The sequence below is a fragment of the Streptomyces sp. NPDC090499 genome (genome assembly GCF_044769305.1).
Classification (GTDB): domain Bacteria; phylum Actinomycetota; class Actinomycetes; order Streptomycetales; family Streptomycetaceae; genus Streptomyces.
This window is the reverse complement of the sequence record NZ_JBIVXP010000008.1, coordinates 245,132-257,839: the sequence shown is the minus strand read 5'-3', so window position 1 is coordinate 257,839 and position 12,708 is coordinate 245,132. Positions and strand designations below refer to the sequence as shown.

At 73.3% G+C, this 12,708-nt stretch carries 9 protein-coding genes; 7 read left to right on the top strand and 2 right to left on the bottom strand.

The genetic code is table 11. The features are described 5' to 3' along the window. Positions 1–58 precede the first annotated feature (58 nt). Positions 59–2,044: a GTP-binding protein gene (locus ACIQVL_RS28780; RefSeq protein WP_403476746.1), complete on the bottom strand. Its 1,986-nt coding sequence runs from the start codon at positions 2,042–2,044 to the stop codon at positions 59–61. 268 nt (positions 2,045–2,312) lie between these two features. On the opposite strand from ACIQVL_RS28780, the gene ACIQVL_RS28775 reads away from it, so the two are divergent. The 7 genes from ACIQVL_RS28775 to ACIQVL_RS28745 are packed head-to-tail and all read left to right on the top strand — an operon-like array spanning position 2,313 to position 9,969. Beyond that, positions 2,313–2,849: a (2Fe-2S)-binding protein gene (locus ACIQVL_RS28775; RefSeq protein WP_403426007.1), complete on the top strand. Its 537-nt coding sequence runs from the start codon at positions 2,313–2,315 to the stop codon at positions 2,847–2,849. Then, entirely contained in the window at positions 2,846–5,218 is a 2,373-nt protein-coding gene (locus tag ACIQVL_RS28770) for a xanthine dehydrogenase family protein molybdopterin-binding subunit (protein ID WP_403476745.1), read from the top strand. The genes ACIQVL_RS28775 and ACIQVL_RS28770 overlap by 4 nt, the downstream gene beginning before the upstream one ends. Continuing rightward, positions 5,215–6,069, top strand: coding sequence for an FAD binding domain-containing protein (locus ACIQVL_RS28765; RefSeq protein ID WP_403476744.1), 855 nt, complete (start codon positions 5,215–5,217; stop codon positions 6,067–6,069). The genes ACIQVL_RS28770 and ACIQVL_RS28765 overlap by 4 nt, the downstream gene beginning before the upstream one ends. A 15-nt stretch (positions 6,070–6,084) precedes the next feature. Beyond that, positions 6,085–6,960, top strand: a complete 876-nt coding sequence (locus tag ACIQVL_RS28760) for an AAA family ATPase (RefSeq protein ID WP_403426013.1) — start codon at positions 6,085–6,087, stop codon at positions 6,958–6,960. Between the two features lie 6 nt (positions 6,961–6,966). Next, on the top strand, positions 6,967–8,190 hold the full coding sequence (locus tag ACIQVL_RS28755; protein WP_403476743.1) for a VWA domain-containing protein: 1,224 nt from the start codon (positions 6,967–6,969) through the stop codon (positions 8,188–8,190). Further along, positions 8,183–9,289: an XdhC family protein gene (locus tag ACIQVL_RS28750; protein ID WP_403476742.1), complete on the top strand. Its 1,107-nt coding sequence runs from the start codon at positions 8,183–8,185 to the stop codon at positions 9,287–9,289. The genes ACIQVL_RS28755 and ACIQVL_RS28750 overlap by 8 nt, the downstream gene beginning before the upstream one ends. Positions 9,290–9,324: 35 nt before the next feature. Then, on the top strand, positions 9,325–9,969 hold the full coding sequence (locus ACIQVL_RS28745; protein ID WP_403476741.1) for an SRPBCC family protein: 645 nt from the start codon (positions 9,325–9,327) through the stop codon (positions 9,967–9,969). Between the two features lie 278 nt (positions 9,970–10,247). On the opposite strand, the gene ACIQVL_RS28740 is transcribed toward ACIQVL_RS28745, so the two are convergent. After that, positions 10,248–12,686, bottom strand: a complete 2,439-nt coding sequence (locus tag ACIQVL_RS28740; RefSeq protein WP_403476740.1) for a SpoIIE family protein phosphatase — start codon at positions 12,684–12,686, stop codon at positions 10,248–10,250. Between the last annotated feature and the right edge of the window lie 22 nt (positions 12,687–12,708).

The following is a 12,708-nucleotide window of genomic DNA, read 5'->3' as shown; positions in this document are numbered from 1 at the left end:
TGATTTCCGGACACAGTCAAGACTTCTGACTCACGAGTAAGTTGGCGTACCGGTTCGCTCACCCGGCCACGCGACCGGTCACGTTCAACAGGTACTCCTTGCGGCTCAGCGGGTTGTGGTCGGTCCGCGGCCGCTCCGGGACCGGCCCCCGCACCACCGGCGCGTAGTGGTCGAAGGCGGTCTCCAGCTCGCCCTCGCCGCGGGTCAGCCCCGGCAGCCGCTGTTCGAGACCGTGCACCCGGGCCGCGGGCACCGCGCCCTCCAGGACCGCGAGCGTCCCCTCGGTCCCGGTCCGCTGCGGCACCGCACCGAGCACGGCGAGCACCGGCAGCAGCGCGCCCAGCGTGTCCACGGGGGCCTCCAGGCGGAAGCGGTGCATGGGCTCGTGCACCAGGGTGCCGGCCCGCCGCAGCGCCTCGGTGAGCACCAGCGGGGTGAGACCGCGGAAGTCGTAGCCGGTGCTGGACATGCTCTTGTCGAAGCCCTGGTGGGCATGGCTCTGCCGGGGCGAGTAGCCGGAGTGCGTCATGGTCACCGTGCAGTCCGGGATCCGCCAGCCGTGCAGCCCCTGGCCGAGGGACTCGCGCACGCTGTCCTCGACGGCCTTGAAGAAGGCGTACGGCATCGAGCCCAGCTCCACCTCCAGACGGAAGCGGACGCCCGCGCCCGGCGGGGCCGGCTCCACCCGCAGGCCGACCGTGGCCAGGAAGGGGTTGCCGTCCTTCTTGTTGACCTCGACGGCGGCTCCGCTGCCGGTGAGCCGTTCGACGCAGATGACGGTGGTCTCCCGGAAGGTGACGTCGAGGCCGTACTCGTCGGCGAGGGTCGCCTGGATCACCTCCTTCTGCACCTCGCCGTAGAGGGAGACGGAGGTCTCCTGCCGTACCTCGTCGTGCCGGACGTCGATCAGCGGGTCCTGCTCGGCGAGCTGGCCGAGGGCGACATGCAGGGAGCGGCGGTCGGTGCCGGGGCCGGGGACCACGACGGTCTCCAGGGTCGGGGACGCGAAGTGGTGCTCGTACGCCCGTCCCGGCAGCCCGAGCGTGTCGCCGATCCGGATGCCGCCGAGCCCCCACACCTTGACGATCCGCCCGGCACCGGCACTGTCCCGCCGGAGATCGGTGCCGTCCTCGAAGACGCTGAGCCCGGTGACCCGGCCCTCAGGCCGCCCGCCGGTCGCGGCGCGGCTTCCGAACGGGACCCGGTCGCGGACCCCGAGGGTCCCGGAGAACAGGCGCGCGTACGCGACCTTCTCTCCCGCCGGGCCCCGCTCCACCTTGAAGACCGTGCCGGAGAACGGGCCGGCCGGGTCGCCGTCGGCGGCCGGGAGCAGCCGCTCGATGCCGGCGATCAGCTCGGGCACGCCGGCGCCGGTGGCGGCGGAGCCGAAGTACACCGGATGGACCACGGCCCGCCGGGTCTGTCCGGCGAGGGCGGCGCGCAGCCGGGGCTCGGGGACCCCGCCGTCGAGGTAGGCGGCGAGCAGCGCGTCGTCGTGGTCGGCGAGCGCGTCCAGCGCGGCCGGGCCGAGGCCGGGCAGGAAGCGGGCGGCGCGGGTGCCGAGCGCGGTGGCGCGGCCCATCGGGACGAGCGGGACGGCGAGCCTGCGGGCCAGCTGGGCGAGCACGGCATCGTCGCGGGCACCGCGCCGGTCGATCTTGTTGACGAAGAGCAGCGTGGGGATGCGCAGCCGCCGCAGGGTCCGCATCAGGACCCGGGTCTGCGCCTGGACGCCTTCCACGGCCGAGACGACGAGGACCGCGCCGTCCAGGACACCGAGCACCCGCTCCACCTCGGCGATGAAGTCCGGGTGGCCAGGGGTGTCGATGAGGTTGACGGTGACCCCGTCGAGCGGGAACGACACGACCGCCGACTTGATGGTGATCCCGCGCTGCCGCTCCAGGGCGAGCGTGTCGGTACGGGTGCTGCCGGCGTCGACGCTGCCGAGCTCGTCGGTGACGCCGGCCGTGTGCAGCAGCCGTTCGGTCAGACTGGTCTTACCTGCGTCGACGTGGGCGAGGATTCCGAGATTGAGCATGTGCACTGGGCGTGATGTCCTTCGGCATGGGTGGGGTTCCTTCCTCGGCGGACATGCACGCAGTGCGCATCGGTGGTCCTCTCTCGGTGACGTCGGGTGAGGGAGCAGTGCAGCAGGACGGGCCCGGCGGCGGCAATCGATTAACGCTCAACAAATGCCCCGCCGCAGCACTCGCCGCCCCCTTGACACGGTTCTAGAGTGACCTACATCACGCCGCCTGGCTGAAATCCCCCGGTCCCGGTCCCTCGGGCCCGCAGCCCGGTCTGGAGGCCACATGACCCACATCAAGGTGACGGTGGACGGCACGCGCTACGAGGACGAGGTGGAACCCCGTCTGCTGCTGGTCCACTACCTGCGCGACCGTCTCGGCCTGACCGGCACCCCGATCGGCTGCGACACCTCGAACTGCGGCGCGTGCACGGTCGACCTGGACGGGGCGACCGTCAAGAGCTGCTCGGTGCTGGCCGTCCAGGCGGACGGCTGCACGGTGACCACCGTGCAGGGGCTGGCCGCGGACGGGGAGTGGACGGCGCTGCAGCGCGCGTTCCACGAGCAGCACGGCCTGCAGTGCGGCTACTGCACGCCCGGGATGATCATGGCGGCCCGCGATCTGCTGAGCGAGCACCCGCACCCCACCTCCGACGAGGTCAGGCAGGCCCTGGAGGGCAACCTGTGCCGGTGCACGGGCTACCAGAACATCGTCCGCGCGGTGCTCGCCGCCTCCGGACAGCCGGACGGACATCCGGACGGGCAGCAGGCCGGACGGCAGGCCCCCGCCGGGCAACAGGTACCCGAGGAGGCCACGGCATGACCGACCAGGCCGTGAAAGCCGCGGCACCCGAGATCGGCCGCGCCCGGCTGCGCAAGGAGGACGCCCGGCTGATCACCGGCCAGACCAACTGGACCGACAACATCCAGGTCGCCGGAGTGCTCCACCTGGCCGTCCTGCGCAGCCCGATGGCGCACGCCCGCCTCACCCGGGTCGACGTCTCCCCCGCCCTCGAACGCCCCGGTGTCGTCGCCGCGTTCACCGGCGCCGACCTCGCCGAGGGCCTGGGTTCGCTGCCCTGCGCCTGGCCGGTGACCGAGGACATCGTGCTGCCCGACCACCCGCCGATCGCCGTCGACGAGGTCCGGCACGCCGGCGACCCGGTGGCCGTCGTGGTGGCCCGCGACCGGTACGCCGCCGCCGACGCGCTGGAGGCGATCGAGGTCGACTACGACCCGCTGCCCCCGGTCCTCGACCTGGAGGCCGCCCTCGCCGACGACGCCCCGCTGGTCCACGCCGACAAGGGCACCAACCGCTGCTACACCTGGCCGCTCGCCACCGGCGAGAGCTTCGAGGCGGTACGGCAGCGCGCCGAGGTCACCCTCAAACGCCGCTACCACCAGCAGCGGCTGATCCCCAACGCCATGGAACCGCGCGCGGTCGTGGTCGCCCCGCTCGCCGCCTCCGGCGAGTACACGGTCTACTCGGCCACCCAGATCCCGCACATCCTGCGGATCATGCTGGCCGCCGTCACCGGCGTCCCCGAGCACAAGCTCCGGGTGATCGCCCCGGACGTGGGCGGCGGCTTCGGCTCCAAGCTCCAGGTGTACGGCGAGGAGGCCGTCGCGCTCGCCGTCGCCCGCAGGCTGGGCCGGCCCGTGAAGTGGACGGAGTCCCGCTCCGAGGGCTACCTCGCCACCCACCACGGCCGCGGCATGATCCAGGACGTCGAGGTCGCCGCCACCCGCGAGGGTCGGCTGCTCGGCCTGAAGGTGGACCTGACCGCCGACATGGGCGCCTACCTGATGCTGGTCACCCCGGGCATCCCGATCCTCGGCGCCTTCATGTACCCGGCGATCTACAAGATGGACGCCTACGATTTCACCTGCACTGGCGTCTTCACGACCCGGACGCCCACCGACGCCTACCGCGGTGCCGGACGCCCGGAGGCCACCTTCGCCATCGAGCGGATCATGGACGAGCTGGCCGCCGAACTCGGCCTGGATCCTGTGGAGTTGCGGCGCCGGAACTGGATCCGGCACGAGGAGTTCCCGTACACCTCGATCGCCGGGCTGACCTACGACAGCGGGAACTACGAGGCGGCGACCGAGAAGGCCCTCGCGCTGTTCGGGTACGAGGACCTCCGTGCCGAGCAGCAGCAGCGCAACGAACGCGGCGACCCGGTGCGCCTCGGCATCGGCGTGTCGACGTACACCGAGATGTGCGGGCTGGCGCCGAGCCGGGTGCTGCGGGATCTCCGGTACGCGGCCGGCGGGTGGGAGGCGGCGAGCATCCGCATGCTGCCCACCGGCAAGGTCGAGGTGGTGACCGGCACGAGTCCGCACGGGCAGGGGCACGAGACCTGCTGGAGCCAGATCGCGGCCGACGTGCTGGGCGTGCCGTTCGAGGACGTCGAGGTGGTGCACGGCGACACCCGGTCCTCCCCGCAGGGCATGGACACCTACGGCTCGCGGTCGCTGGCCGTCGGCGGCGAGGCCGTGCACCGGGCGGCGACGCAGGTGGTCGAGAAGGCGCGGAAGGTGGCCGCGCATCTGCTGGAGGCCAGCGAGCAGGACCTGGAGTTCACGGACGGCGTGTTCGCCGTGAAGGGCTCCCCGGAGGCGCGGAAGACCATCCAGGAGATCGCCTTCGAGACGTTCACCGGCCATGACCTGCCCGACGGCGTGGAACCGTCCATCAACGCCGAGACGGTGGTCGACCCGGAGAACTTCTCCTACCCGCACGGCACCCACCTGTGCGCGGTCGAGGTCGACACGGAGACCGGGCGGACGAGGATCAGGTCGTACGTCTGCGTGGACGACGTCGGCCATGTCGTCAACCCGATGATCGTCGAGGGCCAAGTGCACGGCGGTCTCGCGCAGGGCATCGCGCAGGCGCTGTACGAGGAGGCCGTCTACGACGACGAGGGCAACCTCGTCTCCGGGACCATGGCCGACTACCTGGTGCCGTCGGCGGCGGACCTGCCGGACTTCGTCACCGACCGGACGGAGACCCCGGCGGCCTCGAACGCCATGGGGGTCAAGGGGGTCGGCGAGGCCGGAGCGATCGCGTCGACGCCCGCGGTGGTCAACGCCGTGGTGGACGCGCTGCGCCCGCTGGGCGTCACCGACGTACGGATGCCGTGCACCCCCGAGCGGGTGTGGCGAGCGGTGAAGGAGGCGTCGGCATGATTCCCCCGGCATTCGAGTACACCCGTCCGGCCGACGTCGACGAGGCGGTGCGCGCGCTCGCGGACGCGGGCGAGGACGCGAAGGTGCTGGCCGGCGGGCAGAGCCTGCTGCCGCTGCTGCGCCTGCGGCTCGCCTTCCCGGAACTGGTCGTGGACGTCGGCCGGATCCCGGAGCTGCGCGGGGTCCGCGAGGACGGCGACACGCTCGCCATCGGCGCGCTGACCACCCACCACGACGTCCTCCACGACCCGCTGGTACGGCGGCACGCCGGGCTGCTGGCGGCGGCCACGGCCACCGTCGCCGACCCCGCCGTACGGCACCGGGGCACCCTGGGCGGCTCGCTCGCGCACGCCGACCCGGCCGGGGACCTGCCCGCCGTGGCGCTCGCCCTCGACGCCGGACTGGTCGTCGCGGGACCCGGCGGCCGGCGCACGGTCCCGGCCCGGGAGTTCTTCGTGGACTACCTGCAGTCGGCGCTCGCGCCCGACGAACTCCTGGTGGAGGTGCGGATCCCGAAGACGGACGGCTGGGGGTTCCACTACGCGAAGTTCCAGCGGGTCGCCCAGTCCTGGGCCGTCGTCGGGGTCGCCGCGCTGGTGCGGCGCACCGACGGGCAGATCGCCGAGGCACGGATCGGGCTCACCAACATGGGCTCCACCCCGCTGCGGGCCGCCGCGGCCGAGCGGGCGCTGTCCGGTGCCGACGGCCCGCAGGCCGTGGCGCGGGCCGCCGAGGCCGCCGCCGAGGGCACCCGGCCCGCACAGGACCTGTCAGGCTCGCCCGAGTACCGGGAGCACCTCGCACGGGTGCTGACCAGGCGGGCCGTACTGACCGCCGCCGGAATGGGGTGAGCGCCGATTCCCCCGATGGACGACCCGGAGCAGGTGGGGGCCCGACTGGCGGAGACGGGCTATCTCGTCGACGAGGGGCTGGCCGTCACCTGCTTCCTGGCCCTCAGACTGCACCGGCCGCTGTTCTGCGAGGGCGACGCCGGCGTGGGCAAGACCGCGCTCGCCGCCGCCCTGGCCGAGGCGCTCGGCTCGCCGCTGATCCGGCTCCAGTGCCACGAGGGCATCGACGCCTCCCAGGCCCTGTACGACTGGGACTTCCCGCGCCAGCTGCTGCACCTGAGAGCCGCGGAGGCGGCGGGCGTCCAGGACGCGGACCGGCTGGAGAGCGAGCTCTACGACCGGCGCTTCCTGATCGCCCGGCCCCTGCTGCGGGCGATCCAGCAGCATCCCTCGGTGCTGCTGGTCGACGAGATCGACCGGGCCGACGACGAGTTCGAGGCGTTCCTCCTCGAATTGCTGTCCGAGTACTCGGTGACGATCCCCGAACTGGGCACGCTGCGGGCCGAGGTGCCACCGGTGGTGGTCCTGACCTCGAACCGGACCCGCGAGGTCCACGACGCGCTGAAGCGGCGGTGCCTCTACCACTGGTTCGACCATCCCTCCTTCGCCCGCGAACTGGCCATCGTGCGCAGCCGGTTGCCGCGGGTGTCGGCCCGGCTGGCCGAGCAGGTCACGGCGCTTGTGCAGGCGCTGCGGGGCGCGGACCTGGTCAAACCGCCGGGGGTGGCCGAGACGCTCGACTGGGCCGAGGCGCTGGACGCGCTGGGGGCGAGCGAGGTGGACGCCGAACTGGCCGTGGCGACCCTGGGTTCGGTGCTGAAGTACCGGGAGGACACCGAGCGGGCGCGCGGGCTCGACCTCTCGGCGGTCCTCGCGGCCCGGGGCGGGTGACCGGGCATGGGCGCGGCGCTGTCGGGGACGGCCGGGGTACCGCCGGCGGATGCCGTACTCCTGGGCTTCGTACGGGCGTTGCGGGCGGCTGGGGTGGATGCGAGCGCGGAGCGCGGGTACGCGTTCCTGCGTGCCGTGGCCGAGCTGCGGCCGGAGGTGCGCTCGGACGTGTACTGGGCTGGGCGGGCCACGCTGTGCGGCGGTCATGACGACCTGGAGCGGTACGACAGGGTGTTCGCCGGCTACTTCGCCGCGTCCGGCGCCCCCGCCCGGCAGCCGGTGCGCACCGCTCCCCCGCCCCGGCTGCGGCTGGTCGTACGGGAGACCGGCCCGGCCCCCGCTGCCGGTGCCGCGAGCGAGCCGCCGGGGCCGCCCACCGCCGTCCTCGCCAGCGCCGCCGAAGTCCTGCGGCACCGCGACGTCACCGAGCTGGATCCCGCCGAACGGGCCCAACTGCGCCGCCTGCTGGCCGCGTTCACGCTGGCAGGGCAGACCCGGCGCTCGGCGCGGCGCCGGCCGGCCCGCCGCGGAGAGGTCGATCCGCGGCGCACGGTACGGGAGTTGCTGCGGCGCGGCGGGGAACCGGCCCTGCTGCGGCGGCACGCGCGGGTGGCCCGGCCGCGCCGGGTGGTGCTGCTCGTCGACGTGAGCGGTTCGATGGGCCCGTACGCCGACGCCCTGCTGCGGTTCGCGCACGCGGCGGTGCGCGCGGGCCGCACGGAGGTGTTCACGGTCGGCACCCGGCTGACCCGGGTGACCCGTGAACTGTCGCACCGGGACCCGGACCTGGCGATGGCGGAGGTCGCGGCCGCGGTCCCCGACTGGCGAGGGGGCACCCGACTGGGCGAACTGCTGCGCGAGTTCCTCAACCGGTGGGGGCAGCGTGGCATGGCGCGGGGCGCGATCGTCGTCCTGCTCTCGGACGGCTGGGAGCGCGGCGATCCGGAGCTGCTCGGGCGGCAGATGCGCCGGCTGCACGGTCTGGCGCACCAGGTGGTGTGGGCGAACCCGCGCAAGGCGCGGCCCGGTTACGCGCCGCTGGCGGCCGGGATGGCGGCGGCGCTGCCCAGCGTGGACGCCTTCGTGGCGGGGCACAGCCTGGCGGCTCTTGAGCGGCTCGCCGCGGTGGTGCGCGGGGCGCGGGCCGGCGACGCGCCGGAACAAGAGCCGGGAAGGCAACCGGGAACGGGCCCGGGAGAAGGACCGGAGAAGGGAGCGGACGGTGCGTGAGATTCTGCCGACGCTGGCCGGCTGGCACGCCGCCGGGATCCCGTTCGGCCTCGCCACGGTGGTCGCGGTCAGCCGCAGCGCGCCGCGCGGACCCGGCGCGGCCATGGCCGTGGGTCCTGACGACGAGGTGGTGGGCAGCGTGTCCGGCGGCTGCGTCGAGGGCGCCGTCTTCGAGCTGGCCCAGGAGGTCGTCGCGACCGGCGAGCCGTCCCTGCAGACCTTCGGCTACAGCGACGCGGACGCGTTCGCGGTCGGACTGACCTGCGGCGGCGAGATCACCCTGCTGGTCCGGCCGGTGACCGCGGACTCCGACCCGGCGTTCGGCGCGGTGGCCGGGTCGGTCGCAGCGGGCGAGCCGGTGACCGTGGCGACGGTGGTGGACGGGCCCGCACGGCAGGGCGCCACACTCGACGTCTGGCCGGACCGGGCGGCGGGCTCGCTCGGCACGACCGGCCTCGACGTCGCCGTCACCGCCGACGCGCGCGGCGAACTCGCGCTCGGCGCCTCCGTCCTGCGGCACTACGGCCCGCACGGCGAACGCCGCGAGGACGCGGTCACCGTGTTCCTGCAGTCGTTCGCGCCGCCGCCCCGGATGCTGGTCTTCGGCGCGATCGACTACGCGGCCGCGGTGGCCCGCATCGGCGACTTCCTCGGCTACCGGGTCACCGTCTGCGACGCCCGCCCGGTCTTCGCCACCCCGAAGCGTTTCCCGGCCGCCGTCGAGGTGGTCGTCGACTGGCCGCACCGCTACCTGAGCGGCACCGCCACCGACGACCGCACGGTGATCTGCGTGCTCACCCACGACCCGAAGTTCGACGTGCCGCTCCTTGAGGAGGCGCTGCGCAGGCCGGCCGCCTACATCGGGGCGATGGGCAGCCGCCGGACCCACGACGAACGGCGCGCCCGGCTGGCCGGGTCCGGTCTCACCGAGGCCCAACTGTCCCGGCTGCGCTCACCGCTCGGCCTCGACCTCGGCGCCCGTACCCCGGAGGAGGTCGCGGTGTCCGTCGCCGCCGAGATCGTCGCCCTGCGCTGGGGCGGCAGCGGCGCGCCGCTGGCCACGACCACCGGTGCCATCCACGCGCCCGCCGTCCGCTGACCGGGGGCCGCCAGGAGGAGCAGAAGGAGCGAGTCATGGAACTGCACCACGAGTTCAGCGTCCCCGTCCCGGTCGACGACGCCTGGCGTGCGCTCCTGGACATCGAACGGGTGGCGCCCTGCCTGCCGGGCGCGGTCGTGGAGGACTTCGACGGCAGGACGGTGACCGGCTCGGTGAAGGTCAGGGTCGGCCCGGTCACCGTGACCTACCGGGGCACCGCGGTCTTCGAGGAGCAGGACGGGACGGCCCACCGGATGGTGCTCGCGGCGAGCGGCCGGGAGACCCGCGGGCAGGGCACCGCCAGGGCCACCGTCACCGCGACGCTCACCGAACGCGACGGCGGTACGGCCGTGTCGGTGCGCACCGACCTCACGGTGACCGGCCGCCCCGCGCAGTTCGGCCGCGGGGTGCTGTCGGAGGTCGGCGACCGGCTGGTGGGGCAGTTCGCGGACTGCCTCGCGACCCGGCTGGCCGAACGGCCGCCCGGCCCCGGCGGCGCACCGGAGCCGCCGGGCGAGCACGTCGGGGAGGCCGAACCGGCTAAGCCGCTCGACCTGCTGCGTACGGCCGGGGTACCGGTGGCCAGGCGGGCCGCCGCGGTGGCCGCCGTACTCACCGTGCTCGCGGTGGCGGCGGCACGGCTGTGCAGGCGCCGGCGGCAGCACCCCCGGCACCGGTGACGTGTTCCGTCATCGGAAACATGTGAGACGAAAACGTGTGAGACGAAAACGTGTGAAAGAAACCGCGGTTCAGCACCGCACACGGAAGCATGCGGGAGGAAGGCCCGTATACGTCACCGGCAGTGCCGGCTCTGCATGCGCAAGTCCGACGCCCGTCCGGTTCGGCTCCCGTCGTCATCCGCGTGTGGTCATGTCACCGGACCAACCGCTGCCTGCAGCCACGTTCCCGGCTCGCTCGCCGGGCACCGGGCCTCGGTTGCCGCGGACTTCAGACGTGATCAGCGGGAACATGAGATGGGCTGTTCGGACCAGATGGTCTTGCGGTTCTGGCCATGGCGGCAGCCCCAGCGCTCGGCGAGCTGAGCGACGAGGAACAGGCCGCGTCCTCCCTCGTCCGTGGTGCGAGCGCGGCGCAGACGAGGTTGGGCGCTGTTGGAGTCGGTGACCTCGCAGACCAGAACACCGCGGCGGATCAGTCGCAGTTCCGCCGGCGGACGACCGTGGCGGATCGCGTTGGTGACCAGTTCGCTGACGATGAGTTCGGTGGGGAAGAGGAGGTCGTCCAACCCCCATGCGGTGAGTTGACGGGTCGCCCACCGCCGGGCCTCGGAGACGGCAGCCGGATCGGCCGGTATCCGCCAGTGCGCGGTGTCCTCGGCCGGTACGACGCGGGTGCGTGCCAGCAGCAGGGTCGCGTCGTCGCGCGGTGCTTCGTCCACCAGCTCGTCGAGGAGAGCCCTGCCGGTCTCGTCCAGAGCGATGTCGCGGCGGCAGGACGTGGCGAGCGCTTCGGTCAGCCGTCGGAGCCCGTCATCGATGTCGTGCGCGCGCCGGTGAACCAGCCCGTCGGTGTAGAGCGCGAGGACGCTGCCCGGCTCCAGGTCGATCACCGTGGTCTCGTACGGCATGCCGCAGACGGCGAGGGGTGGCCCGGGGAGGAGGTCGACCGCGCCGGCTGTCCCGTCGGGCCGGACGAGCACGGGCGGTGGGTGTCCGGCACTGGCCATGGCGCAGCGCCGGGTGACCGGGTCGTAGACCGCGTAGAGGCAGGTGGCGCCCATTGCGTCGTGGCCGCCGGGCGGTGCTTCCGCCGCGAGGCGCTGCACGAGGTCGGCGATGCGGGTGAGCAACTCGTCCGGTTCCAGTTCGAGGTCGGCGAGCGTCTGGATGGCGGCGCGCAGACGGCCCATGGTGGCGCTTGCGGGGATGCCCTGGCCGATCACGTCCCCTGCGACGAGGGCCACCCGGAGGGAGGGCAGGGGAATGGCGTCGTACCAGTCGCCGCTGGTGCCCTCTCCGCGGCCTGTGGGCAGGTAGACGCCTGCGGTCTCGGCTGCCGGGGTGTCGGTCGTGGCCGGAGGAAGGAGGCTCTGTTGCAGGGCCATGGCCGCTCTGCGCTCGCGCGTGTGGCGGCGGGCGTTGTCGATGGCGAGCGCGCCTCGTGAGGCGATCTGCCCCATGAGATCCACCTCGTCCTCGGTGAACGGTTCGGACAGCCCGGTGCGCCAGAGCACGATCGCGCCGAGGGTGAGGCCACGGGCGTGCAGCGGTGCTGCCATCACCGCGACCGTGTCCTGCGGGAGGAGTTGGTCGACCAGCTGCGGGCCGCCGGTCAGGGCGACGAAGTCGTCCCGGCCGTAGACGACCGTCTCGCCGCGCTGGAAGCGGCGCAGGAGCGGGTGGTCGGACAGGGGCGGGACGTTGCTTCCGGCCTTGATGCCGGGCGGCCAGACCGTTGTGGCCGGCGCCAGGGCGGCGTTGCGCAGATGAGGATCCCCGCCGCCCAGCCGCTCGACGGGTTCTTCACCGTCGAACACGGCCTGCGCGAGGTCGACCGCGGCGCGATCGCCGAAGGCCGGTACGAGGACGTCCGCGAGATCCTGCGCGGTCCGCGCGACGTCCAGGGAGTCTCCCACACGCTCGGCAACTTCGCGGGCGAGATCCAGCTGCCGGCGGGCACGCAGTCCGTCGGTGTCGTCGATGTACAGCGCGGCGACCCCCGTGGGGTGGCCTTGTGCGTCCTCCAGACGGAAGGCGGACAGCGACAGCGCGTGCCGCCGCACCGGATGGTGCCGCCAGCTCACGTGCTGGTTCCTGCCGAGCACCGGAATGCCCGTTCGAAGGACCTGGCGCAGTACCGCTTCGACGCTCTGGGCGTCCTCCGCGCACAGCACGTCACACAGCCGGGCGCCGGGCTGCACGGGACGGCCGTCGGGAGTGTCCGGCATGGCGTTCGTCTGTACGGTGGTGAGGTCCGTGTCGTGCAGGGCGATCGTGATCCGGTTCTGGGCGGACAGTGCACGCAGGAGCGCCGCGCCGCGCTGGCGGCCGGTGACGTGAGGGGTGGGGGCCGCGAGCACGAGGAAGTCCGCCGAGCCCTTCACCCGTGTGGTCCGGAAGGTGACGTCGATCGTGTCGCCGCGCTGGTGTCGCAGTCGTATCCGGCCGGTCGCCGGCCATTCCACGACCCTGCGCGGGCCGTGCGGGAGGTCGGCCACCAGTTCCTGCACCGGGCGGCCGTGGACCTCGTCGGCGCAGAACCCGGTCAGGTCCTGTGCTGTGCCGGTCCACCCCACCACCGTGCCTCGATCGTCGAGCAAGGCTGCGGCAATACCGTCGAAGGCGGGTGGCTTGCCGCCGGGGCCGATGCCGGAGAGGCTCGTCGCTCCTTGGGAGGCGCCTGCCGGGTCGGCGTTTTCAACACTGGATGTGTCCATGTATCTGGCTTCCATGAGGGTC